The sequence below is a fragment of the Brevibacillus brevis genome, from assembly GCF_031583145.1.
GTDB lineage: Bacteria > Bacillota > Bacilli > Brevibacillales > Brevibacillaceae > Brevibacillus > Brevibacillus brevis_E.
In genome coordinates, this window is the sequence record NZ_CP134050.1 from 167,501 (window position 1) to 191,536 (window position 24,036).

The following is a 24,036-nucleotide window of genomic DNA, read 5'->3' on the forward strand; positions in this document are numbered from 1 at the left end:
CAGGTCTCTGCGAAGCCGCAAGGCGAAGTATAGGGGCTGACGCCTGCCCGGTGCTGGAAGGTTAAGGGGATGAGTTAGCGCAAGCGAAGCTTTGAACCGAAGCCCCAGTAAACGGCGGCCGTAACTATAACGGTCCTAAGGTAGCGAAATTCCTTGTCGGGTAAGTTCCGACCCGCACGAAAGGCGTAACGACTTGGGCGCTGTCTCGGCAAGAGACCCGGTGAAATCATAATACCTGTGAAGATGCAGGTTACCCGCGACAAGACGGAAAGACCCCATGGAGCTTTACTGTAGCCTGGTATTGGAACTTTGTGCATCATGTACAGGATAGGTGGGAAGCTGAGAAGCAGGGGCGCCAGCCTCTGTGGAGCTGTCGGTGGGATACCACCCTTGATGTACGGAGTTTCTAACTCGTCGCCCTCATCGGGCGAGAGGACCATGCCAGGTGGGCAGTTTGACTGGGGCGGTCGCCTCCCAAAAGGTAACGGAGGCGCCCAAAGGTTCCCTCAGAATGGTCGGAAATCATTCGTAGAGTGTAAAGGCAGAAGGGAGCTTGACTGCGAGACCTACAAGTCGAGCAGGGACGAAAGTCGGGCTTAGTGATCCGGTGGTTCCGCATGGAAGGGCCATCGCTCAACGGATAAAAGCTACCCTGGGGATAACAGGCTTATCTCCCCCAAGAGTCCACATCGACGGGGAGGTTTGGCACCTCGATGTCGGCTCATCGCATCCTGGGGCTGAAGTAGGTCCCAAGGGTTGGGCTGTTCGCCCATTAAAGCGGTACGCGAGCTGGGTTCAGAACGTCGTGAGACAGTTCGGTCCCTATCTGTCGCGGGCGCAGGAAGTTTGAGGAGAGCTGTCCTTAGTACGAGAGGACCGGGATGGACGCACCGCTGGTGCACCAGTTGTCACGCCAGTGGCACAGCTGGGTAGCTATGTGCGGACGGGATAAGCGCTGAAAGCATCTAAGCGTGAAGCCCCCTCCAAGATGAGACTTCCCACAGCGTTAAGCTGGTAAGACCCCTCATAGACGATGAGGTTGATAGGTTCGGTGTGGAAGCGCGGCAACGCGTGGAGCTGACGAATACTAATCGGTCGAGGGCTTATCCACACAATCTTGGCAATCATGCAGATCCAGTTTTGAAGGTGCGAACGTCTATAGGAAAAAGAAGAACCGTGCAGAAATGACTGCACGGTTTTTTTGTTTTCTTTTTTTGTCCCTGATGGTCCGTTTAAGCTAGCCCTAGCGTGTAGGAAAGGAGGGAGAGGATCATGTCTGTACATCCACTGCGGCTGTTGGCCTTACTGCTTCTGGCGTCGTGTATAGGAATGGGAACTTATCTGATGGTAAAGCCACACACCGTTACGTATGTACAATTGCGGCTGGGAGTCGACAAGGAAAGCGGTCAGCTGCTGGAAGCACAAGATATGGAGCCATTGATTGTAAATACAGGCAGCCCCTTTCAGAGGTCAGAGGTCCCCATACCTGGCTTGGTGTTGTGGAAAGAAGCCCCTGAACTGCTAGGCAGACCGTTCGCTCGTCAAGTAAAAGGCGGACGTCCGCTTCTGGAGAGTGACTTGGAGCGATCCGGCCAGGAACAGGGCAGGCCCGAGCTGTCTCCATCCATGACCGGGATGAGCATTCCCGTCGACAATGTGGCAGGTGTATCCCCCCATTTGTCGACGGGAGAGCGAGTTCATGTGTATGCCTCATTTGAAGATGATGCGGGAGCTCATTCCGGGCTGCTCCTTCAAAACATGCCAATCATTGGCGTTCAGCGCGAGATGGAAGGGGAACTGCCCAAATTGATGGCGGTGACCCTCTCCCTTACGAAAAACGAAGCCGTACTCCTAACACACGCACTCCATTACGGCAAAATCCGATTAGGACGTGCAACAGCAATGGATGAACAAAAGCCGGGCATAGGGGATTCAACATTCGCAGCAGAACTCATGAAGACGAAAAAACGCTGGGGGATTCGGGAGGAGGAGCAAGAGTGAAAAAAAGTCTGCTCATAGTAGACGAAGATATGGACGCCGCACATCTTTTGCGGCAGCAACTGTCCAGCAGCCAATGGCTGGAAGTCTGCGGACATGCGGCTAGCGTAGAAGAAGCTTGGAAAATGCTGCAGGCATGCAAACCGGCTATGGTACTTTTAGGGGGCCTTGCGGAGACGGAGCGAGGGGTGCTCTGCCAGCAGTTTCGACTGGCGTTTCCCCATTTGTCCTTCATTGCCGCATGTGTACCGCAAGAGCTCATGTGGGAGCCCTTTTTCCGCAATCTTGGGATCTGGGTAGTGACCAAACCGGTTCAGCCAAGCCAAATAGAGGCCTTGGCGATGATGCCATCAGCCGTATCAGAATCGGGAATTAACAGAGGTCCGCAATACGGAGAGTTTCATAAGTCTCCCATGCAATCTGAGGTCGTTCCACAGCAGCTACAGCATACGATTGCAGAGACGCAGTTCTATCCTGCCCGTCCTGTCACTGCAGGGCTGCCGTCCAAACGGCTGATTACCGTATACGGGCCCAAGGGAGGAGTAGGAAAAACATTTCTGTCCCGGGAGCTCGCCATTTTCTTTTCCATGCAGAAAAAAGAGGGTCGCCCGCTTCGAGTGCTAGCCGTAGATTTTAATCTGGATCTCGGCACGTTCGCAACTACCCTGAATCTCCCCCGAACCCCGAATATCTATACATGGGTGCAGGATATGGACGACCAGCTCCAAGCCATGGCACAGCGTCAAGGAAGGGATCCGCAGACGATGCGGAACGATGAATGGCAAGAGCTTGCGGCTGTCATGCCGTTGACTTCACACGACATTTCCAAATACATGGTACGACACGATGAAACGGGTCTTGATGTGCTTACCTCCCCGCGTGACATTCGGCACAGCTTTGAAATCAAGGATTATCACCTCTATCTCATCCTCGAGACGCTAAAACAGAGCTACTATGACGTCATTCTCATCGACACTGCTCCCGATACGACCGACGCAACAATTCAGGCGCTGTTTTTTGCCGAGCAAGTGGTCATGGTAGGAAATCCGGTTGTAGACTCCATTGAAAACATCCAGAGGCTCTTGAAATTGCTACGGGAGGCCGAATATCCGGAAGAACGGATTCAGGTCTGCATGAACCGCCTGCAGCGTAAAGAAATGTTTACGCTTGAAGAGATTCGGGCGTATTTTCAACTGCATCCCAGCAAGAGGATTTTCTCCATACCAGACGATGCAGAAGTAAAAAAGTCGATCAACAGCGGTAACCCCGTCATGCTTCAGCCGGGACGAGCTGCCGCCAAGGATGCGATTGAAACGTTGGGCAAAGCGCTGCTTCCCATCGAGCCGGGAAAAGCGGAACCTGCTGTCCGGCCGAAAACGAAGGAACGGCCATCGCTGTTTCGTTGGCTATGGGGCTAAGGAGGAGAGGCTGATATGTTCGACAAGAAACATTTGCTGGGCATCCAAAATCAGGGGCGCAGCCTACCGCAGGATTTGCGTACAGTAGGCAAAGAGACGACCCGGTCTCCACAGACTTTGAATGAAAGAATGCAGGCCACGGCTTCGCACCCATCCGGCGAAAGCCGAATTTCCTCTGAAGCCGAGACTTCCATTCGCACGCAAATTGTAGAGAAATACGGTAAACGTCTATGGGACGAGAAACAGTCTCCGCCCTTTTTGGCGGAATTGACGGCAGACATCAAGATGCTGATGGAATCCCAGACACCGCTGTCTACCGTTCACATGGATACCGAAGCAAAACGATTGCTGCATTCGCTGATCGGCTGGGGCCCACTCGACCAGTTGCTGGAGGATCCCGATATTACGGAAATCATGTTTCATCGGTACAACTATCTGGTCGTAGAAAGAAAGAGCACGGGCCGTTTGGAAATCCCTGATTTCCCCGTTTTCAGGGAGGAAGAAGAGATGCTGCGGCTGGTGGAGCAGATCGCGGCAACCATGGGACGAGAGTTTAACGAAACAAAGGCAGAATTGCACACCCAGCTGCCAGACGGTTCACGCGTTGCGGCCACACACCGGTCGATTTCTCCAGACGGACATATGCTCACGATCCGAAAACACCGCGACCTGCTCAGTGAAGCCGATTATTTGCGGTACGGATCCATTTGCGAGCCGATGCTCCTGTTTTTAAAACGGGCTGTAGGGTTGTCCCGTGCCTCGGGAATCGTGAGCGGCGGAACGGGGTCGGGGAAAACACACATGCTCAATCTTATTTCTCAATATGTTCCCGCTTCTCTAAGCATTATTACGATCGAAGACGTGCTGGAAATGAAGCTGCAGCATCCGTATGTGCGCCGTTTCTTGGCGAAGCCGCCGAATTACGAAGGGAAAGGCGGATTTTCCATCAAAGATTGCGTGCGGTTATCCTTGCGCAAGCGTCCGGACGTCATCATGGTCGGGGAGACGCGAGGGGGCGAAATCGTGGATATGCTGTGGGCCATGAACACGGATCATCCCGGAAGCTGGAGTACCGCTCACGCCAATTCCCCACGCGCTTTGGTCGACTCGACGCTTCCGATCCTGTTCGGAAAAGCCGATGAAGTGTACAGCACGGAAGAACGCAACCTGATGATTGGCTCCGCCCTCGATCTGATCGTTCAGGTCAAGCGTTTTGAGGAGGACGGGAGCCGGAAAGTCGTGGCGATTACGGAGGTGGTCGGTACAGGACAGTCTCACGAGGAATGGATCAAACGAGCATGCAACGTGAAGCAAGTGGTGCCTGACCGGGTTTATTTGCAGGACATATACGTGTATGAACCAACAGGCGTCCGGGATGGAAAAGTGACCGGTCAGTTCAGATGGACTGGGTATCGACCCGAGAGATTGATCAAGCGCTGGGTGGAAAAAGGGTTGCCTCGGGAAGAATTGGACCGGGTCTTTTTTACAGACCCGATTTTGCGATAGGGGGAGTAGCATGGGAGATTTGAGCATACCTCTTGCGGTTGGAATCGGGATAGGTCTTTTCCTGCTGCTGGCTCCCCCAAACTGGTTTAGATCCCGTACACAGGCTGGGAAGCACGCTATCGTCGGCCAACTGCAGCGCGACAGAAAAACGATCTGGAACAGGCTCGAGGACAGACTGATTCAATCCCGTTCAGACTGGGGAGTCAATCGTTATGTCACTTCCTCCTTTCTTTTCGGTCTGGTTTCGTTCGGTATCAGCATACAAATTTTGCAGTCGTGGTGGCTGGCTACTCCCGCTCTGTTTGCGGGTGTTCTTTTTACGGAGCGGCTCGTGGCCATCTTGGGGGCAAGACGCAAGGAGCAATTTGAGAACGGAAACGTCAAGGCCATTCGGCTGATGGCCAGTTCTTTGCGCACCTCGCCTTCCTACCTGCAGGCGTTTGAGCACGTAGCCGCCAGTCCTTTCTTGGATCCGCTCGTAACGGAAGAGTACCGGCGAATCGTCGAGCTATTGCGCGCTCAAATCCCTTTTGAACGTGTCATGGGTTCGTTCTATGAAAGGACAGGATCGGCAGACGTGAAGTACATGGCAACGATTGTCCACATTCAGCGGGAGATGGGGGGCGATATGGCAAAAACGCTGGATTTGGCTGCCACCGCCATCTTGCGGCGCAAACAGTCCCTGCGCAGGCAAAAGGCCGCCATGGCCCAAATTGTCGCCCAGGTGAACGTACTCAGTGTCATGCCGTTCGTATTCGTAACTGCATTGTATATGAACAACCCGCATCACTTTGATTCCTTGACTGCTACGCTGGGAGGACGGCTCATGATTCTGGCGTCTTTGGCATGTATTTTGCTCGGGGGAGAGGCTATTCGCCATGTAGCTCAAAAAAGAGTTCACAGAGGAGGCTAGAAACATGTCAATGGTATGTGCGTTGATTGGTTTCTCCTTGTTCTTATACGGTTTGCCTTCGTGCCTGAGCCGGGAGGGCGGAATGATCTTTTCTCTTTTCGGCAGGATTGACCGAGAGCAGCAACTGCAATTGAACGATGCCTTTTTTCAGCGGCAAAAGCAAACCAGATGGACAGTGGTCCAGATCTTGGAAAAGCACGATGCTCTCTTGGGGAAATGGTGCGAATGGATGGGAATTGACCGGAAAAAGACGGAAGAGACGCTTAAGCGGCTTGGCTATCGTGTAAGCTTGCCTGAACTGGTGATTGTTCGGGCTATCTGCATGGTGTTTGTCGCATCTGCCCTGTTGTACCTCATGACCAGCTTGTACGGGGGACAATCGCTTCGATTGGCAAACGGTTTTCCGCTGGCCATTGCCCTGATTCTGTATCTGCTGCCGACCAGGCTTCTTGATTGGGCGGATAAGCGGGTCAAAGCGGAGATCCGGGAGCAGGTTCCTGTTTTCTTCAGTATTGTTCAGGCTTTGGTGGAGGCGGGGATGCCAGTTCAAACGGCGGTAAAAGAGACGGCGCGGCGATTCGACGCGAAGCTTGGCCACGAGCTGGCGAGATTGGAAGTGGAGGCAAAGCGCCTGGGCAATTGGAGAAAGGCCATGGAAGAGCTGGCGTTTCGATGGGAGGTAGACGCGCTGTCTACCATCGCTTTGGAGATGAATGAAGCCATCAGCAAAGGGGTCAGCATATCCGGCATGTTGGCCGTGCAGGTCGAAGAGCAAATGAGGCAGCTGGAGGATGAAGCCGCTGCACGAATGAACCGGTTGAATATCAGGCTGCTTCCGTTTGTGATCATTCTCATGGGCGTTCCGCTGTTGTTTTTGGTCATGGGGCCGGCACTGATCGGGATTGGCGATCGATTGTAAATAGTTTTGCATGGGCTTCTGTCTTTTGACAGAGTGTAAGTAGAATCCCATGAAAAAAGGAGTGAGTACCAATGTCCTTCGTCACCGATTATGCAAGACGGTTTTGGAGCGAGGAGGATGGCGTCACGATTGTCGAGATGGTGATTATCGTAGCGGTGATTCTTATCTTGATCATTCCGACGCTCGCCTCCCTGGGAGAAGCGGAAGACGCCAAGTTGAAAGAACTCCAGGAAAAAATCAGCAAATGACGGACATTGTCCTGTATGGGCTGTTGACGGTTGCCGCTTGCTTTGATTGGCATCTCCGCAAGATCCCCAATGCTTTGACCTTCCCAGTAATGATTACCGGGCTGTGCCATCAATGGCAAGCAGGAACGCCATGGACTGCCATCGAGGGAGTCGCTGGGGCATTCCTATTGACCCTTCTGCCTGTCGCTTGCAAAGGGATGGGGATGGGGGATCAGAAGCTGTTGATGGCGTTTGGCGCATGGAGCAGTTGGGACGACGTGTACTCCCTGTTCTGGCATTCTGTCTTGCTCTGCTTGCTTGCGGCGGCTTTGCTCCCCCGTACCTGGAAGCGTCTATGGGCCAACCTGAGGAAAGTAGCGATCGGATGGAGGGCGCATCGGCAATTGTGGTTTCCTGGCAGCGGACAAGCCGCTTTTGTATTTCCGTATGCGGTTTTTCTACTGGGGGCATTTTTCGTCCAGCAGCTTCGGGTGTGGGAAGTGCTCCTTGGATGAAGCGCTATCCGATCGTTCGCATGGTACTTGCTTCCGAACGAGGGAGCCAGACCCTTGAGTTTATCTTGGTATTCCCGCTAGTTTGGATACTGTTTTTGTTCTCCTTTGACCAATTCAGCATTCTGTACAACAAGCAAAAGACACTGGCGGCTGCTTACGAGGCTGGGCGGATCGCCGCCGTTCAGCCCAATTTCGGACTCGCTTCGTATCATGCCAGGGAGCGAGGAGAAGCAGAGCTAAGAGAGGGCTTGGGAATTGCTGATCAAGAGGTTCGTCTGCACTTGAAAGGCGGAGGCTGGAGAAAGGGCAATCACATTGTGGCTGAAGCCTCTATGAGCTTTTACTTGCTGGCGACAGGGGAGAAGGTAAAACTGACAGAGAGCTACTACATGATGATTGAAAATGCGGAGGATAAATGATGAATCGCTGTTCCCCCACTCACAGGTCAAAGCTGGCGGATGAGAAGGGAGCTGTCATGCTGACCATGATCTTCTTCCTTTTTTGCTTGGGAAGTCTTGTCTCCTTGCTGCTGTTTCAGGAGCAGGCAGATTACTTGAAGATGAAGGTACAGCATACCGCTGATCTCATCTCGAAAGGGGCCCGTGCCGCAGGCAAATGGGAGTACGTCGACACAGAGGGCGAGAGGCGGACACGGCTGTTTGCCACGACTGGCGAAGCGATTGGATCCGAGGCCGAAATCATTCGCGGAGCCAGGGAAGAAGCGGAAATTTTATGGGGCAACAACCGATCGTCTTTGGAGAAAGGCTTTGACAGGGCCCGCATCACTCATCAAAAGGGTGAGCAGCCGTATTTGTACAGACAAGGCATTTATCATGTGCGGATCGGGGTGGATAGCAACGTGCCCTACCTATGGGACGATGTTGACATCAGAATGGAGCGTGTTTCCCAGTCAGGAGTGTACGACTAATGGCCCGGATCAATTGGAATATGCTGTTATTTTTGTCCTAAACCACCGTGGTAATTTAGAAGTATATTCCAAAGGTGGGGATAGGAGTGAGGGAACAATGCCTTCAAAAATAGTGGATCGGTACAAGCGCATACTGAGCGGAGAACAAAAGCGTTTTTCCCCGTATGAATTTGAAGATGCGCAATACCGAAAGCAAAAAATCCAATTGGTTCTTCGATATGCGATTGAGAATGTAAAAAGGTGGACTCCCGAACAAGCGCGTCGAGAGCTGAGCATTCGGGATGTGAAAGAGCTGAAGCTGCATCTGGTTCGTGAATACATCGAGCCTCCGATCGAAGCCAAGCCGGACGATGTCTACTACATGGTGGAATTCGCCTATCCGTATCTTCCTCGCAGATCCGAACAAGAAAGGGTGCTTTGGGTCTATCAGGAGGTGTTGTCGGGCATACGCCGCCATTTCCCTCCCCTGTATTTTCAAAGCATAAAAGGAGAGGAACGCGCAAAAATTTGTGTGGATTACATGTGCAGCCAATTGATGAAGCTGCCTGACATAAGCGATCTTCCCAGAATATTCAGCAAAACGGAAAGGGCGTACAGTCTACTAAAAAAGTACAAGTTGAAGATTCTCGTGGATACGCTGTATTTCTCGCCGTTTGACATGGTGACAGAAATGTACCCGCACCTGAGCGCCCCTGCTTTGTGGGAAGACGTATAAAAAATATTTGCGTGAGCCTGCTGTCTTTTTTTACGGTAATAGTAGTTTCATTGGCTTATAAGCACATGAAACGGCCGTACTCTACAGGTGAGAGAAGGAGGCGTTGCGAATGGCAACAGTAGAGGCTCACCAGCACAGCTCTGTTACAGTGGAGCAGCTTCTGGGGCGAAAAGTACGCTATCAGAAGCACAAGCCCGGCAGACATCTTTCGTTGGAAAGATTGCCGAGGGAAGCCTTCCAGATCGAAACCGTACATCGGTTTGGAAGGAGAGTCATACTCAATGACGGCTTTATCGTGATGGAGGATGCTCCGACCGTCATGGAGCGCGGGGGAAGGATCGCCCTTCTGCTCGCTACGGGAGAAGAGCTGTATCTCATGGCAGAGTAAGCTCCCAGCGTCGCCTTGCACGGTTGCGTGCGAGGCGATTCCTCCAAAAAAGCCGGGTTGAACCCTTCCAAAAAAGATTTGACGAGTGACGAAAGATGTAGCAAAATGTCTATTAAAACATAAAAATGTAAAAATTTGGGGGTATTTTGTCGTGTTGGCAAAGAGCGCAATCGAATTGGTCAACCGCTGCTACGAGGAGACAAACAGTCTGGTATCACTGGAAGAATTGAAGGAATCTTTCATCATCTTCGTTTTTGGAAACTATCAGGATGAGTTTCTAAAAAAGCATGATCTGGAGACGTTTTACGAGCATCTCGATCAGCTGCAATTAACGAACTGCCGGAAAGATTTTGACAAGGCCGTAGAGGAATGGTACGTCATTCAGTACGGCAGTACAGCCAAAGAAGCGAACTACCATGACATTCTGTTTACCCTTGTAAAGGATGCTGTTGTTCAGTATCAGTCCCAAAATCGGAGCGCATTGATTCGTGATGTGACAAAGATGCTGACGGTTCCGGGCGGGTTCATCGCTCGATGGCAAAGCGGCATTCACCGCGACTCTTCCACACCGACATACTTTAAATACCTGATGAAGCTGGGCATTCGTTCCCACGATGACATTGAGACCTTGGTGGATATGTGGCTTGTCGAATATCCGAATGCCTTTGATAAAAAGCAACAGCAGTTATTCGCCAATCCTCCCAGACGAGGGAGACCAAACAATGTAGAGCTGGCCGTGCTCGTCGATCTGGCGTACAAGTTCAAGCCGGAAATGACCTCACAGGAGCGCGAGCGATTGCGGAAAATTTACTATTATCACCGCAAGTCTCTCACCATAAAGGAAATGGTAGAGAAGTTTAAAAACTATATAAGCAGTAAAACAAAAACAGACGATTCCCAGGTAGGATAGACATGTTTCACCAAGTAAGCCGTTTCGTATCCCGGTTTCGGGACCTGGAACAGCAAGAATTTCTCCACACCCCGGAGGAAGAGCGGCAATGGAGAGCCCTGAAAGACAAGCTGATAGCTCCCCATTCGATAGAAGAGCAACCATACTCGTTCGGTCGCAGCTGCGTTGCGGTCGCCAGCCTGTATCCGCAGGCCGGAGCCAGTTTTATTGCTGCCAACGTCGCTTACGCATGGGCCGGAAAAGGGATTCCTGTCACCCTAAGCGAGATGCCCAACGCCATTTCCTACTATTATTTTGCACTAGACTACGAACGCAGGGTTCACCGATTAGCGAATCCATCTACACCCGCACCGTTGCTCCTCATGCAGAACAACCATCTACGCATCCAGATCGACCCCCCGTTGCTGCAAAACGAATCTTCCCACATCGATCAAGCTCATTGGTTACTACGAACATGTAAAGCCACTCCATTCGTCGTCATTGATGTTTCTTCCCGCTGGAGAGAGGAAGGAACAGCGCAACTGTTCGAATTGGCTGACGAAATCTGGATTGTATTTGATGCTGACCTAGCTCGGCTTACCCGCCTGCTGTTAGTGGAGCCTCCCCCCTCGTGGTGGTTCACGGAACGGAAAAAAATCAAATTGATCGCAAACAAATGGAATGACGGACTGTCCCGTTCCCGTGTTATGAAAAAAATTGAGGGGACCTTTTCCCTGTGGGGTCCGGAATCCGGCCCCGTCAAGGTGGAGCATACTCTATCCCTGATCGACAGTGAAAAGGCGGGGGAGGCGCAAGCTAAAGCAAACCTTCTATTGGAACAATTTCCGGAAGAAGAGCATGAATTTCAGTCGCTGATCCACACGTATAAAGGAAGGTTGTTATGAAAAAGCAAACCTTGTTTTTGATCTGCCTGATCTCCTTTTTACTGGCAGGCTCTTCTTTCTACGCAGCGACCAGGTACATCGATGCACTGGCAGCAGAAGAGCTTTTTGCCCCTGTCGTTAAAGTGGCTCAAGGCAAAGAAATATCGCCGTTTGAACCGATTACGCGGGAAGATGTCGTCCTTGTCTCGGAAGAAACAGACGAAATCCTGCCCAATTCGGCGCGTGACCTGGAGAGTGTCATCGGAAAACGAAGCGTGCAGAGCATGTACGAAGGGGAGCAATTACTTTTAAACAAGCTGACGGATACGCAGCTTCTCCCTGAGAAGGGACAAGCCCGATACGAGTTTCCATTGACGTACATTCAGCCTCTGACGGAGCTCCGCAAGGGGGATCACGTAAAGATATGGGTGAAGTACAAACCCCTGACAGAATTGCAGGGCTTGCCGGATCCAGCCCAGTTCACGAAAACAAATGATACAGCGGAACTGCTTTTCGAAAGCCAGTTGGTGAGCGTGCGAGACAGCAACGGGATTGAAATTTACACCTTGAAACCGAGCATGCTGCCTTCACCCGACCATATGGATGCCGTGTTTAACGGTTCGAAGGAAAAGCCCATCTTGAACAGTGAGAAACGCTATCGCGATTATCGGGTTCAGCCCACAGCCATGCCCGCCTTTGTCGGATTCAATCTGACCGATCGGCAGTATGTCATTCTATCGGAAGCGATGTCCTATGGCATGCTTCAGATCGGGCATATCCTGGATGCGAAGGAGGTTGCTTCATGAAAATTATCGTGTGTTACCCCATGAAGTCGTTGGCAAGAACATATATGCCACACGCTGCCGAGGCTTTAGTAGCGGAATCGGAGGAAGAGTTTTTTCGCTACGTCAAACTGTATCAGCCTGATGCCGCTGTCGTTTTTTCCGAAATGTTCTCCGCGCCGGCCTGGGAGTGGCTCCCAGCTGTAAAAGATTCGCTCCCGGAAAAAGCCTCTCTCCTTGTCATTCCTTTATACCGGGATGAGGCTTTGATCGCCAAAGTAACAGAGGAGATGCATCTTCAAGAGGTATATGTCCTGTCCGCCCAGCTCTCACAGGAAGAAATTCGGGATCAGATCAGCCTTGTGCTGGATATGGTGGATGGAACGCAGGTGAGGCAGGAGACAAATACCAACGGGACCGTCTATGCTTTGATGAGCTACGGATCTTCAGGGATCACTACGTTTTGCATCAATTACCCGATTGTGCTTGCGAGGCGGTATCCGGAAAAGAGAATTGCAGTCCTCGACATGAACGAGGCCAAACCCGATTTATCGCGTTTTTTCAAATTGCATAAGCACCAGCTCGCACTTTTCCGCCCAGATTTTTGGGACAAGGAAAAAGCGCGAAAACGCAATTGGCTGGACGTATGCAAACAGAGTACCCACATGCCCAACTTGTATTACGCCCATGCGGCAAACAAATGGAAGAGCTCGGAGCTCACCAATCTGATTTCTTCGTTTCGAGAGCAGTTTGACTATGTGTACATAGACTGGGGGTACTGCTTCCCGGAGACAGAGGCCATGCAGCGCTTGCTGGACGTGGCTGATCGCAATCTTTTGTTTGTGCGGGCGGATCCGTTTAGTGTCGAGAATGCGAGGGAGTGGATTCGGGCCTGGAAAGACAGAGGAGTTTCGTGCGAGGTCCTCCTCAGTCACATGGACAAGGGACAACCGTTCCGAATCGGCGAAGGCATGTCCTTGTACGGCATCGTTCCTCGCATTTCCGAGGGACGACTCATGCAGGCTCAGTTAAGCAACAGCGTGCTGGTGGAGGAATTTTTTCCGCCCAAGCTTTACGTAACAAGTCTCAAGCATCTGGCAGAGTCTGAATATACGGTGAAAAGCGCGGTGCCGGTCTGATGGATACATTGAAACGATCGTGGACGCAATCGGCTTTGTATGGGGTGGAAAGCCTGAAGCAGGCTGCACGGGATTATCTCAACCATTTTGGCAACACCAAAGAAGAGAAGCTGGAGATGCAGAAGATATTGTCTTCCGCTGAGCAAGGCGATCGAGATAGCCATAATCATATTATTTTGCGCCTGCAGCATTACTTTGAGGAAGTTCTCAAGCGACCGGTTACCGAACAAATTTTGCCCCAAGTCAATGGGTACGAAGGGCTTGTATTTGCTACTTACGGATGGGGAATCCTCGATGCCGTGCTTCACTTGTCTCCTTGGGTGGAGGAAGTGCGAATTTCCGCCAACAGAAAGGTAGCCTACATCGAACATGGCGTGAAAAAATCTCTCGAGTACACACCGACATGGCGGGAAGTAGAAAACCTCCAGCAAAAGCTGACAAATGCCGCAGGGCTTTCCTTCAACGAGAAAAAGCCTCGTTTGAGCGGATACCTCGATTCGATCAAAGCGCGGTTGACCATGTTCACATTCCCGTATTCTCGGGTACCCACGATTCTGGTCAGGAGGTTTACGACCCCTGCCTTTTCACTGGACAGCCTGCGTACCCAACCGCAGCCTACCTTTGATGAAAAGGTGCAATGGCTGATGGAGCAGCAAGTATACGGACGGGGAAACGTGCTGGTGATCGGTCCGATGGCGGCAGGGAAGACGACGTTGATGCTGTGCATGCTCAAACTGAAGGACCCGAGGACGGAATACGTGACCATATTTGAGAGCGAGCACGAGATGCGGTTCGGAGATGTTTGGAGCGGCGAAGTAATCGAACTGCAAAACGTAGAGGAAATTGGGATTGAACTCGCCCACTGCTTCAAAGACATGTACCGTTCCACAGCCAACACCATTTTGATTGGAGAAATCCGGGAGCCGATAGAGGCCTATCATTTCATCAACGCGGGCATCAGAGGGACCGACGCGACGATTGGAGCCATGCACGAACGCTTTCCGCACAAGGCGCTGCAAGATTTGACCGACCTTGTGTATCAGTACGGAGGGCGCAGTATTGAACTGACCCAGGAGAGAATCAGCAGGGCAGTCAATTTCGTCAATTCCCTGACGTATCGCAACGATGGGCATCGCTTTATCGACGCGATTCACGTGACGGAATGGAACGAGACCTTCGGCAGGGTGGATTCGATCCCGCTCGTTTACCGACACAGGCAAACAGGCGTATACGAATGGACTGGCAAGCAGATTGCTCCGGATTTGATTGAGTACATGTGTTATGTAGGAAAGGCGGATATGGACGTGTTAAAAGAATTGCGTTTGACGGATATAGGCAGGCAGCTATGAAATACATGCTGGTCGTCCCCATGTGTCTATGTATTTTCAGTGGATTCTTGTTTCTTGGTCAGTACTTGTACAAGGGATGGTCCGCCCCGAAAGTGTTTTTTCCACGCACGGTTGAAGTGTGGCGGGAAAAGTTTTTACAGCATGCTACCCGCAGGAAGCTTTACAACGGCTACGACCGTTGGTGCCAGATTGGAGGAGGCACGCCAGAGGCGCACTTGCTGATCTCCTTGATTGGGGCTGTCGCCGGCTTCGTGTCCGGTCTCTTGATCGGGAATATGATTGTGTCGCTCTCGATGTTCTTGCTGTTCCTGTTGCTTCCATCGCTGTTGCTATACGCCCGTTATACTGTTCGGATCAACAAAAAAATCAGTTCTTTTTGCCGCTTTGTGGAGCTGTTTGCCCGTTATTACAACAGCCGCAAAAACATTATCCTGACGTTTCGGGAAATGATCGACGAGTGCCCAAAGGAGCTGCTGCCCGAACTGCTTCTGGTCAACAACAGTCTGGCAGACGGGGGCGATCCGGTAATGGCAGTCGAGCAATTCGCGCACAGATTGGACCATCCGTGGGCATTTGACTTTGCGACCTATATTGCGAGCGGCCTTGAGGGGGAGACCGAGGACATCCAGATCCCTCTCAATCGGTTGACGAATGAGATGTTTGTCCAACAAGACGAGAAGGAAGAGCGGGACAGTGAGATCTATGCGATTTGGATCAGCCTGCTCGTCGTAATTGCCATCTGCATTTGTTTGATCCCTTACAACCAGGTGTTGCTGAAAGATACGTATCGCCTTTACTTTTACACACCGGATGGACAGGCGATTCTCGCGCTTGCTGTCACGGTTTGGGCGTTGTCCATCTTGCTTGCCTTCATATGGGGAAGGAGGTATCGCTAGTGTCGCTGTTCGTCATGTACACCTATCTCGGATTGGGCTCGCTTTTTGTATTCACCGCATTCTTTGCGATCGGCAAACACTTGGTCACCGCGAAGCGACCCCGGCTTTTTCTTTCAAAAGTATGGTGGGAAAAGTGGGAGCAAGCGTTGCACGCCGATGAAGACGAGAAATGGGAGCAGCTATTGAACCGGGCGGGAAAGCCTTTTGGCTGGGGGAAGGCCGAATGGGTGTTTTTGCAACTGGTTTGCGGCAGTACAGTCTGTTTTCTGATCTTGCTGTGGGCTGTGGTAAGCCGTGTTGAATCTTTTCCCGTCTTCTCCATGTGTATCGTCTCTGCGGGCAGCTTCATGCTGCCGTACATCGGTCTGAAAATGTGGGCAGGGCATCGGGAAGATTTGCTGAGCAAGGACATTGCCCGGTTCATCAATCGATACGTGACCTTGTTGGAAAATCAGGTGCCGATCTACAACGCGATGGTAAAAGCGGCTCGGCCGACCAAAAAGCTGAAGGAGTACGTCCCTACGCTCTCGGAATGGAATAAGGATCCGGAGGAAGCGCTGGAGCAATTCAAGCGAAAGATCGGGGTGGATGATGGGGTCATCCTGGTATCCAGCATGCGAACGGTTGAAAAGCTAACCGGGGGACAGTTAAGCGTGACCATGCAACGAATGGAAAGGGCAGTGGACCATCGGCGGACGTTTCGTCACCGCAAGAACATCAAATCGCTGGGGATCGGGTATAGCGTCATCGTGTATCCGGCCTTTTACATGGGCCTGCTGGTAGCCATGTTCCCTTGGTACAAGCTGCTTTCCGAGATACTGGACAAATATTTGACCTGACAAGGAGCGGTCAGCTATGACAAAGCTGTTGTCCATCATGATGTGCATTGTTTTTACCCTCGGCATCATTGTTTCCAGTCTGTCCGAAATCAACAATTCAGTCGTCCGGGATGGCGGCCTGCGGGATCGGGCTGTCAGCTGGATCGACCAGGCGATTCCTTGAATCTGCTTTCCTCCATTAGATAGGAAGCTTGCCGTTTGAATTCCATAAACCAGAAGGAGTGATTTTCATGTCAAAGATGTTCTTTATTTTCTTGGCTTGCGTGATGGTGCTCGGGATCGGAGTAAGCTCGTATGGCAACGAGCTGAGCCCGGCTGCCAACAGCTCTGCTGAAAGCATCAACAACTCGATCAGTTCGCTCAATTACGACACGCGAAATGAAAACATCAACTTCCGGACGCAAAACGGAACGTCGTACACTTCCAACTGATATGCTGACCCATCACGTTTTTCTCGTCATTTTAATCATGGTGGGGAGCCTGTGCGCTGTTCTGTGGGGTCTCCATCCGGAAGATCAGCTGCGCGAAACGCAAGAGGAAAGGGTGCATAGGGCTGCGACAGTCATCTTTCATTGAAAGAATGCTTGAGAGCGGCAGCGAACTATGGTCAAACTGAAAGTTTTTTTAATCTGCCTTACAGTCCTTATTCTCGTCTTTTCAGCGGTGGGAGCCTTCCATTTGTATGCCATGGAAAGGGCAATGGCGCGAAGCATCTATGCCGATCTGCTCGATGACATGCAGGATATCGGTTACCTGGATCCGGCCTTGGAAGAATACTATTTGCAGGAAATGGCCGACATGGGCTGGGATGTATCCGGTGATGTGTTTGCAGGGAGCTGGCCCCGATCCGAGCATGAGCGGGCTCGAAAAGAACGCCAGGAAACGGTGACGCTCTCTGTAACGATCAGGCCTTCTATCGTTTCAGGGTGGCTGCATCGCTTTGTGGAGGGAGAGATCGCGTTTAGCTTCGCAGGCAGCCGTCCCTCCGAATATTTTGACCCGGGGTGGTAGTCTTTGAATAAATTGATCGCGATTTTGGCTTTGCTCGTTCTGGTACTGCCGCTGACCGTGAATCTCTTGTTGACTGGCCCGGACAACCTCATGTCCGCATGCTCGCAATTTTTCGGCGAGCTGCTGGGCAGTGTGACGAGATTCGGTACGAGCTGATGGGGCAACTGATTGCCGTCATTTTGAACGTCATGGTACTGCTGATCGTTCCGCTTGGCATTTTGCAGGTGCATACGGTTGTTCAAACCAAAAACGAACTGCTGGAGGTCAGTGCTGCAGCCGCCAAATACGTGAGCAATCACGGTGGGAAAGATGGAACGAGCATACAGCAGGAGGTACGTCGGTTGGTTTCCCAGGAGTTGGCGGAAAAGCAATTCTCTTTGTCGGATCGCGATTTGACGGTGAGCATCAGCAGGACCCGTTCCGCCGATCCGGTATTGTGGAGCCACGAAGACGAGTTTGAATTGACTGTGGAGGTTCCTTTTCCCGTCTTTACCGATTTGTTTCCTATGCCAGCAGACAGGATGAAGGTGACGCGGAGAGGGACGATTAACGTCATGGATTATGATCTGTAGTAACCGGAAACCGGGAAGCAAGGTGACGCGAAGAGGAGGCTATCTGTACGGGTATCAATGTCTTGTCCATTTCGATGATGCTCTTCTTTCTCCTGATCGGAATATTTATTGTAGATACGGATGTAACGATGCAGAAAAAAACGGAAGTGAAAGCACTGCTGGAGCTGGCAAACCACCATGCGACCTTTGCCGTCGATCCAATCCTAAAGACAGAGGGCGTCATCGACCTGATGGAGGACGAAGCGATGGAACGCTTCGCTGCCAGGATGAGTGAAAACGGCGGGTATCGTTTGGAGCAGCGAGCCTTTGTGCCGGCAGGGGAAAGCGTCACCACCGATCCGCTTCCTTTCTACCGCTATTACATCGATTTTCGAGCCTGGCGCCAAGACTTGGAGCTGCGCTTGCGGTATAACGGTACGACTTTGCTGCAGGAGCGGGCAAGCCCGGGAGCCATTCGATCCGGAGGCGGCCGGTTGCAGGTGACGGTGGTGACGGAAGAGGGAGAAGAGCTGCGCCTGGCCCCCAAAACCATGGTCGGACCCTCGCATGTCGTAGTAGCGTACGTGGACGAAAGGCCGTTCCTTCCCATTCTCCCGGCCCATTCGTTTCCCGTCGTATCCGTAGAAGAATTGAAACATTAGTCTGAGTTATTTACAAATTATGAATTCCTTTGGTACTATGTAGGAAAGTGCTTAGCCACCTTGCGATTGTGAGGAAGTAGCTCTCCGAACGTCTCGCATGGCCGGTCCTTCAAGCGCGATAAAGGTGAGGTTTTCCAATTGTTTGACAAAGATACCATTTATATCGTAGGCGATGCGCAGTCTTCCTCCAACAACCCGATCACTCAGCAGTTCAGTGCCTTTTTTATCGGTCTGGTCGTGGATACGTCAAACGACAAGATCGTAGAGGCGGCCTGTTCCGCTACGGTCCAACTGACATCAGATTTTGCCCGGTCGATTTTCGTCGGCCATTCCATCTTTGCTTCAGAGGAGATCGGAGAAGAGATTCGCTATCGGTATTTTGGATCTTCCCAAAAAACGTTGATCGCTGCGTTCAAAGACGCACAAAAGAAGTACAAACAGGCTATTGCCGTGAGAAACAGCATGACAGAGTCACGGTAAATAGCACATACGCTGCTTTATTTATTCGTATGCACGGCATACACGTAAGTAAAACCCAGCAAATGCCATCGCTGTGAGCATTTGCTGGGTTTTTTGTTTCAGGGAGCGGGCAGGACAAAGAGACCTTGGACGTTCGCATTCGGGACCGTCCGGGAATACAACGTTCCGCTGCTATACGTCCGGTTCCACCCTGAAGCAGCCTCGGCAGAGGTCTTTTACGCGAACGTCCGCAGGTCAGAGCGTCCTTTGCCCATGCCTTTGGCAACCACTTTACGGCCAGATGCCGCCCCTTGCATTTTTCCCTAGCATTACTGATTAGAAGGAGGAGATTCCTTGCTATCATTTGTCTTTCGCAGATTTATCTCCATGGTCGTCACGCTCTGGCTCATCATTACTCTCACCTTCTTCCTCATGCACGCAGTACCCGGATCTCCTTTTGAAAAGGATGGGAAGGGTCTTAACGAAGCGGTGGCAGCCAACCTGAATGCCTACTACAACCTCGATAAGCCGCTGCTGGTCCAATACGGCCTGTACTTGAAGCAGCTGGTCCAGTTCGATCTCGGGCCGTCGATCGCCAACAGCTCGGATACGGTGAACAAGATGATTGCCCGCGGCTTTCCGGTTTCATTTCAGCTTGGGATTGTAGCGATTCTTTTTGCGGTAGTGACGGGGATCGCGCTGGGAGTGGTCGCTGCATTGCGTCATAACCGGCTCATTGACTACTTTGCGATGGTCGTGGCTGTCATCGGCATATCCGTCCCCAGCTTTGTCGTCGCATCGCTGCTCATCAAGTATTTGGCGGTGGAATGGAAGCTGCTGCCGACGGCAACATGGGGGACATGGGCACACGTCATCATGCCTGCGCTGGCTTTGGCCTTTAGCCCGATTGCGATCATCGCCAGGCTTACGCGCACCAACATGCTGGAAGTACTGACGCAGGATTTCATCGAAACCGCTCGTGCAAAAGGATTGTCGCCCGCTACGATCGTGTTCAAGCACGCGCTTCGCAATGCGATTTTGCCCGTCGTTACCTTGCTCGGGACACTGATTGCCAACGTTTTGACAGGAAGCTTCGTCATTGAAAAGATTTTTGCCATTCCCGGCATGGGCAAATACTTTGTGGCCGGGATCAACAACCGCGATTATTCCGTCATTATGGGAACGACCGTGTTTTACAGTGCGCTGCTCATCTTCATGATCTTCGTCGTCGATGTCTTGTACGGCATCATTGATCCGCGAATCAAGTTCCACGGAAAGGAGAGCCAAGGATGATTGTTTCTGACGAATTGTTTGTCCCGATGCGAAAAGACAGCTCCAGTACGGAAGCGATTGTGCGGCCGCAGCTTACGTTTTGGCAAGGGGCTTGGCTCCGCCTTCGAGGAAACAAGCTCGCACTGGCTGGATTGGTCATCATCATTCTGCTCGTTGGCATGGCGATCGTGGGGCCGATGATTTCCGGCCACGACTACGCCAAGCAGTCCATCATTTCCAAAAATAAAGGCCCGTCCGACATGTACTGGTTCGGGACGGATGAATTTGGCCGTGACGTATTTACCCGGGTGTGGTACGGCGCGAGGATATCGTTGTTCGTCGGATTGATGGCGGCACTCATCGACTTCTTTATCGGTGTCTTGTACGGCGGTATCGCCGGCTACATGGGCGGCAGGGTCGACAATATCATGATGCGCTTTGTCGATATTTTATACGGATTGCCGTACCTCTTGGTCGTTATTTTGCTGATGGTCGTGATGGGACCGGGCTTGATGACCATTATCGTAGCCCTCAGTGCGACGGGGTGGATCGGGATGGCACGGACCATCCGCGGACAAGTGTTGCAAATGAAAAACTCGGAATATGTGCTGGCTGCCAAGACGATGGGAGCGAAGCCGTTTTACATTATTCGCAAGCATCTTTTGCCAAATACCATCGGAATTATCATCGTGTACGTGACATTGTCCGTACCGACGGCCATTTTCTCGGAGGCGTTTCTCAGCTTTCTCGGACTCGGTGTTCAGGCGCCGCAAGCCAGCTGGGGCGTGATGGCCAACGACGGACTGTCGACCATCTTGTCCGGTCATTGGTGGAGACTCTTTTTCCCGGCCTTCTTCATATCCTTGACCATGCTTGCGTTCAACGTGCTCGGCGACGGTTTGCGGGATGCGTTTGATCCGAAGTCTAGGGGGTAAGCATCATGGAAAAACAGGAAACATTGCTGGAGGTAAACGGACTTCGCGTCGTATTCAAGACGCACGGCGGAGAGATCAATGCGGTTAGGGACGTCACCTTTTCGCTGAGGAGAGGGGAGACGCTGGCGATCGTGGGTGAATCCGGATGCGGCAAAAGCGTGACAGCCAAAAGCATTATGAGGCTGGTGCCAGAGCATATCGGAAAGATCGCAAGCGGCAGCATTCTATACAAAGGAAAAGATTTGGCGAAGCTGCCTGAAAAGGAAATGCGGGAGATGCGCGGCTCGGAAATCTCGATGATTTTCCAGGATGCCATGACTTCCTTGAACCCGACGATTTCCATTGGCGAGCAGATCATGGAAGGAATTATTCGGCATCAGAAGGTCAGCAAGGCGGAAGCCAGACGGCAAGCCATCGAAATTCTGCAGCTGGTGGGCATCGCCAACCCGGAGAGCCGGCTGAAGCAATATTTGCATCAATTCAGCGGCGGGATGCGGCAGCGAATCATGATTGCGATTGCACTCGTGTGCAAGCCGTCTATCCTGATCGCCGACGAGCCGACGACCGCGCTCGATGTGACGATCCAGGCGCAAATTATCGACCTGTTTAAAAGCATTCAGCAAAAAACAGGCGTGTCCATCATCATTATCACGCACGATCTGGGCGTCGTGGCCAAGATCGCCGATCGGGTCAACGTCATGTACGCGGGGAAAGTAGTCGAGTCTGGCCTGGTCCGGGACATTTTCTACAATCCGCAGCACCCGTACACGAAAGGTCTGCTTGCTTCCATGCCGCGTCTCGATGCGGACCGCAACATCCCGCTAAGCCCCATTCCGGGGACGCCGCCGGATTTGTTTTCGCCTCCGCCGGGCTGTGCCTTTGCCGCCCGCTGTGATTACGCGCTGGAGGTATGCCGCAATCATCAGCCTGCCGAGACGACTGTACACAGCAGCCACGCCGTCTCCTGTTGGCTGCAGGATCCGCGGGCGAAAAAGCTGCTCGCCTCCATGCAGGTGCCTACAGGGACTTGAAGCCGATCGGTGACACGGCACACTCCGGCTTGAGTCCATGCCGCTCGCTTTGCTCATCGGTGTAAAAGAGGGTGTCGTCCTGCGACGCTATCCTTTTACGACATATAAAAAACGTATAAGGGGGAAGAATCAGTGAAAAAATTATCGACACTCCTGCTGTCTGCGTCGCTCGCTGCTTCCATGCTGATTGCCGGATGTTCATCCGGTCAGCCTGCGGACAACAATGCGGCTCCACCGGCGGCAAACGGAAACCAGTCCGCTCCGACTCCGCAAGACCAGGCAGCCAAGCTGCTGCTCTTGAACAACATCAAGGAGCCTACGTCTTTGGACCCGCCAATCGGGTTTGACGAGCCTTCCTACAACATCCTGAACAACCTGATGGAAGGTCTGACTCGTCTGGATGCCGACCAAAAGCCTCAACCGGCGGCAGCATCGGAATGGCAAGTGTCTCCGGACGGTAAGGTCTACACCTTCAAGCTTCGCGACAACAAGTGGACCAACGGCGATCCGGTTACGGCAAAAGACTTCGAATACGCGTGGAAGCGCATGCTCGATCCGAAAACGGCATCGTCAGCAGCGCCGCTCGCTTACATCATCGAAGGGGCAGAGGCTTACAACAGCGGAAAAGGCTCCGCCGATGACGTCAAAGTAAAAGCGCTGGACGACAAAACGCTGGAAGTGAGACTGGCTCAGCCTGCGTCCTGGACGCTGCTGCTCGTCTCCAACCCTGCATTCTTCCCTGTAAACAAGGCAGTTGATGAGAAAGATCCGAAGTGGGCTGCCGAAGCTTCTACTTTTGTAGGAAACGGTCCGTTCAAACTGACAGAATGGGCGCATGACAGCGAACTGAAAATGATGAAAAACGAGAACTACTGGGATGCGGCAAACGTAACCCTCGCTGGCGCCGTTTGGAAGATGATCGATGACGAGAATACGGAATATCAAATGTTCACCAACGAGGAGCTGCACAGAACGACCACGGTTCCTGCAGACATGGCCGACCAGCTGTTCAAAGAAGGGAAAGTGCTCGTAAAAGACGGAGCGGGAACAGAGCTGTATCGTTTCAACGTGACCAAAGAACCGTTCGACAACAAAAATATCCGCAAAGCATTCAGTATGGCGATCGATCGGCAGACACTCGTTGATCTTGTTCTGATGCGTAAGCAAAAACCGGCGTTTGCATTTGTTTCCTACGGTCTGCCGGATGCCAACGGCGCGGGCCAGTTCCGCGAAGTAGGCGGAGATCTGGTGAAATTCGATCCGGCCGAAGCGAAAAAGCTGCTGGAGCAGGGGATGAAGGAAAAAGGCTACACCACCCTGCCGGAAGTGACGCTGACCTACCGCAGCGGCACCAACTACGAGAAAACTGCGCAAGCGTTGCAAGAAATGTTCAAGCAAAACCTCGGGGTCGATGTCAAGCTGCAAAAGGTCGAAGGAAAAGTGCTGACCGATATGCAAAAGCAATTGCAATTCCAGTTGGCGCGTTCTTCCTGGCTGCCTGACTTCGGTGATGCCATCAACTTCCTGGACATCTTCCAGTCGAAGAGCCCAAGCAACCGCACAGGCTGGAGCAACGCTCAATACGACAAGTTGATCCAAGACGCGTACAAAGAGGCGGACGATGCGAAGCGGCTGCAAATGCTGCACGATGCGGAAAAAATCCTGATGGATGAGGCGCCAATCGCTCCGCTGTACTTCTACAACACGTCCCTGCTGCAAAGCGACAAGGTCAGTGGAATTGAAAGCACATCTCTCAGCTATACAGACCTGAGGAAGGCTGTCGTGAAGTAAAAAGCAATGGCCGGGAGAA

Annotated in this window: 29 protein-coding genes and 1 rRNA gene (1 of these 30 running past the window's edge); all 30 read left to right on the forward strand. The window is 52.1% G+C overall.

Annotated features, from left to right (window positions below; all coding sequences use genetic code 11):
- A 23S ribosomal RNA gene (locus tag RGB73_RS00965) occupies positions 1–1,111 on the forward strand; it begins 1,817 nt to the left of the window's first position.
- A 161-nt stretch (positions 1,112–1,272) separates the two neighbouring features.
- A complete protein-coding gene (gene cpaB / locus RGB73_RS00970) occupies positions 1,273–2,001 on the forward strand; it encodes a Flp pilus assembly protein CpaB (RefSeq protein WP_310767918.1) in 729 nt (242 codons plus the stop codon).
- A complete protein-coding gene (locus RGB73_RS00975) occupies positions 1,998–3,416 on the forward strand; it encodes a CpaE/TadZ family protein (protein ID WP_310767921.1) in 1,419 nt (472 codons plus the stop codon). Before cpaB ends, RGB73_RS00975 begins: the two co-directional genes overlap by 4 nt.
- A gap of 15 nt (positions 3,417–3,431) precedes the next feature.
- Positions 3,432–4,922, forward strand: a complete 1,491-nt coding sequence (locus RGB73_RS00980) for a TadA family conjugal transfer-associated ATPase (RefSeq protein ID WP_310767924.1) — start codon at positions 3,432–3,434, stop codon at positions 4,920–4,922.
- A 10-nt stretch (positions 4,923–4,932) separates the two neighbouring features.
- The gene (locus RGB73_RS00985; RefSeq protein WP_310767928.1) at positions 4,933–5,835 is read left to right on the forward strand and encodes a type II secretion system F family protein; all 903 of its coding nucleotides are present in this window, start codon (positions 4,933–4,935) and stop codon (positions 5,833–5,835) included.
- 4 nt (positions 5,836–5,839) lie between these two features.
- Complete coding sequence (locus RGB73_RS00990) at positions 5,840–6,754, forward strand: type II secretion system F family protein (RefSeq protein WP_310767930.1); 915 nt, start codon at positions 5,840–5,842, stop codon at positions 6,752–6,754.
- 71 nt (positions 6,755–6,825) lie between these two features.
- Positions 6,826–7,002 carry a pilus assembly protein gene (locus RGB73_RS00995; protein ID WP_310767933.1) on the forward strand — a complete coding sequence of 59 codons (177 nt, stop codon included), beginning with the start codon at positions 6,826–6,828 and terminating at the stop codon, positions 7,000–7,002.
- A complete protein-coding gene (locus tag RGB73_RS01000) occupies positions 6,999–7,496 on the forward strand; it encodes an A24 family peptidase (protein ID WP_310767936.1) in 498 nt (165 codons plus the stop codon). The genes RGB73_RS00995 and RGB73_RS01000 overlap by 4 nt, the downstream gene beginning before the upstream one ends.
- On the forward strand, positions 7,493–7,915 hold the full coding sequence (locus RGB73_RS01005) for a TadE/TadG family type IV pilus assembly protein (RefSeq protein ID WP_310767939.1): 423 nt from the start codon (positions 7,493–7,495) through the stop codon (positions 7,913–7,915). The genes RGB73_RS01000 and RGB73_RS01005 overlap by 4 nt, the downstream gene beginning before the upstream one ends.
- Positions 7,916–7,971: 56 nt before the next feature.
- Entirely contained in the window at positions 7,972–8,424 is a 453-nt protein-coding gene (locus RGB73_RS01010) for a hypothetical protein (protein ID WP_310767942.1), read from the forward strand.
- A gap of 97 nt (positions 8,425–8,521) precedes the next feature.
- Complete coding sequence (locus tag RGB73_RS01015; RefSeq protein ID WP_310767945.1) at positions 8,522–9,139, forward strand: DUF4046 domain-containing protein; 618 nt, start codon at positions 8,522–8,524, stop codon at positions 9,137–9,139.
- 109 nt (positions 9,140–9,248) lie between these two features.
- Positions 9,249–9,527 (forward strand): hypothetical protein, encoded by a 279-nt coding sequence (locus RGB73_RS01020; RefSeq protein WP_310767948.1) that lies wholly within the window; start codon positions 9,249–9,251, stop codon positions 9,525–9,527.
- 151 nt (positions 9,528–9,678) lie between these two features.
- Positions 9,679–10,437: a hypothetical protein gene (locus RGB73_RS01025; protein ID WP_310767950.1), complete on the forward strand. Its 759-nt coding sequence runs from the start codon at positions 9,679–9,681 to the stop codon at positions 10,435–10,437.
- Between the two features lie 2 nt (positions 10,438–10,439).
- Complete coding sequence (locus RGB73_RS01030) at positions 10,440–11,321, forward strand: CpaE/TadZ family protein (protein ID WP_310767953.1); 882 nt, start codon at positions 10,440–10,442, stop codon at positions 11,319–11,321.
- Positions 11,318–12,106: an SAF domain-containing protein gene (locus RGB73_RS01035; protein WP_310767956.1), complete on the forward strand. Its 789-nt coding sequence runs from the start codon at positions 11,318–11,320 to the stop codon at positions 12,104–12,106. Before RGB73_RS01030 ends, RGB73_RS01035 begins: the two co-directional genes overlap by 4 nt.
- Positions 12,103–13,221, forward strand: coding sequence for a hypothetical protein (locus tag RGB73_RS01040; RefSeq protein ID WP_310767959.1), 1,119 nt, complete (start codon positions 12,103–12,105; stop codon positions 13,219–13,221). Before RGB73_RS01035 ends, RGB73_RS01040 begins: the two co-directional genes overlap by 4 nt.
- On the forward strand, positions 13,221–14,570 hold the full coding sequence (locus tag RGB73_RS01045; RefSeq protein ID WP_310767961.1) for an ATPase, T2SS/T4P/T4SS family: 1,350 nt from the start codon (positions 13,221–13,223) through the stop codon (positions 14,568–14,570). Before RGB73_RS01040 ends, RGB73_RS01045 begins: the two co-directional genes overlap by 1 nt.
- Positions 14,567–15,466: a type II secretion system F family protein gene (locus tag RGB73_RS01050; protein WP_310767963.1), complete on the forward strand. Its 900-nt coding sequence runs from the start codon at positions 14,567–14,569 to the stop codon at positions 15,464–15,466. The genes RGB73_RS01045 and RGB73_RS01050 overlap by 4 nt, the downstream gene beginning before the upstream one ends.
- Positions 15,466–16,305, forward strand: a complete 840-nt coding sequence (locus RGB73_RS01055) for a hypothetical protein (protein ID WP_310767965.1) — start codon at positions 15,466–15,468, stop codon at positions 16,303–16,305. Before RGB73_RS01050 ends, RGB73_RS01055 begins: the two co-directional genes overlap by 1 nt.
- 16 nt (positions 16,306–16,321) lie before the next feature.
- Positions 16,322–16,468 (forward strand): hypothetical protein, encoded by a 147-nt coding sequence (locus RGB73_RS01060; protein WP_310767967.1) that lies wholly within the window; start codon positions 16,322–16,324, stop codon positions 16,466–16,468.
- A gap of 67 nt (positions 16,469–16,535) precedes the next feature.
- Positions 16,536–16,736 carry a hypothetical protein gene (locus tag RGB73_RS01065; protein WP_310767969.1) on the forward strand — a complete coding sequence of 67 codons (201 nt, stop codon included), beginning with the start codon at positions 16,536–16,538 and terminating at the stop codon, positions 16,734–16,736.
- Positions 16,737–17,004: 268 nt separating this feature from the next.
- Positions 17,005–17,316 (forward strand): hypothetical protein, encoded by a 312-nt coding sequence (locus tag RGB73_RS01070; RefSeq protein WP_310767971.1) that lies wholly within the window; start codon positions 17,005–17,007, stop codon positions 17,314–17,316.
- A 3-nt stretch (positions 17,317–17,319) separates the two neighbouring features.
- A complete protein-coding gene (locus RGB73_RS01075) occupies positions 17,320–17,472 on the forward strand; it encodes a hypothetical protein (RefSeq protein ID WP_310767973.1) in 153 nt (50 codons plus the stop codon).
- A complete protein-coding gene (locus tag RGB73_RS01080; protein WP_310767975.1) occupies positions 17,472–17,888 on the forward strand; it encodes a hypothetical protein in 417 nt (138 codons plus the stop codon). The genes RGB73_RS01075 and RGB73_RS01080 overlap by 1 nt, the downstream gene beginning before the upstream one ends.
- A gap of 77 nt (positions 17,889–17,965) precedes the next feature.
- Positions 17,966–18,529, forward strand: coding sequence for a hypothetical protein (locus tag RGB73_RS01085; RefSeq protein ID WP_310774041.1), 564 nt, complete (start codon positions 17,966–17,968; stop codon positions 18,527–18,529).
- 138 nt (positions 18,530–18,667) lie between these two features.
- A complete protein-coding gene (locus RGB73_RS01090) occupies positions 18,668–19,009 on the forward strand; it encodes a DUF3870 domain-containing protein (protein ID WP_310767976.1) in 342 nt (113 codons plus the stop codon).
- Between the two features lie 333 nt (positions 19,010–19,342).
- Positions 19,343–20,281 (forward strand): ABC transporter permease, encoded by a 939-nt coding sequence (locus RGB73_RS01095; RefSeq protein WP_310767978.1) that lies wholly within the window; start codon positions 19,343–19,345, stop codon positions 20,279–20,281.
- Positions 20,278–21,195 carry an ABC transporter permease gene (locus tag RGB73_RS01100; RefSeq protein ID WP_310767980.1) on the forward strand — a complete coding sequence of 306 codons (918 nt, stop codon included), beginning with the start codon at positions 20,278–20,280 and terminating at the stop codon, positions 21,193–21,195. Before RGB73_RS01095 ends, RGB73_RS01100 begins: the two co-directional genes overlap by 4 nt.
- 5 nt (positions 21,196–21,200) lie before the next feature.
- Positions 21,201–22,226 (forward strand): ABC transporter ATP-binding protein, encoded by a 1,026-nt coding sequence (locus RGB73_RS01105; protein WP_310767982.1) that lies wholly within the window; start codon positions 21,201–21,203, stop codon positions 22,224–22,226.
- A 132-nt stretch (positions 22,227–22,358) separates the two neighbouring features.
- On the forward strand, positions 22,359–24,017 hold the full coding sequence (locus RGB73_RS01110; RefSeq protein WP_310767984.1) for a peptide ABC transporter substrate-binding protein: 1,659 nt from the start codon (positions 22,359–22,361) through the stop codon (positions 24,015–24,017).
- Positions 24,018–24,036: the final 19 nt, after the last annotated feature.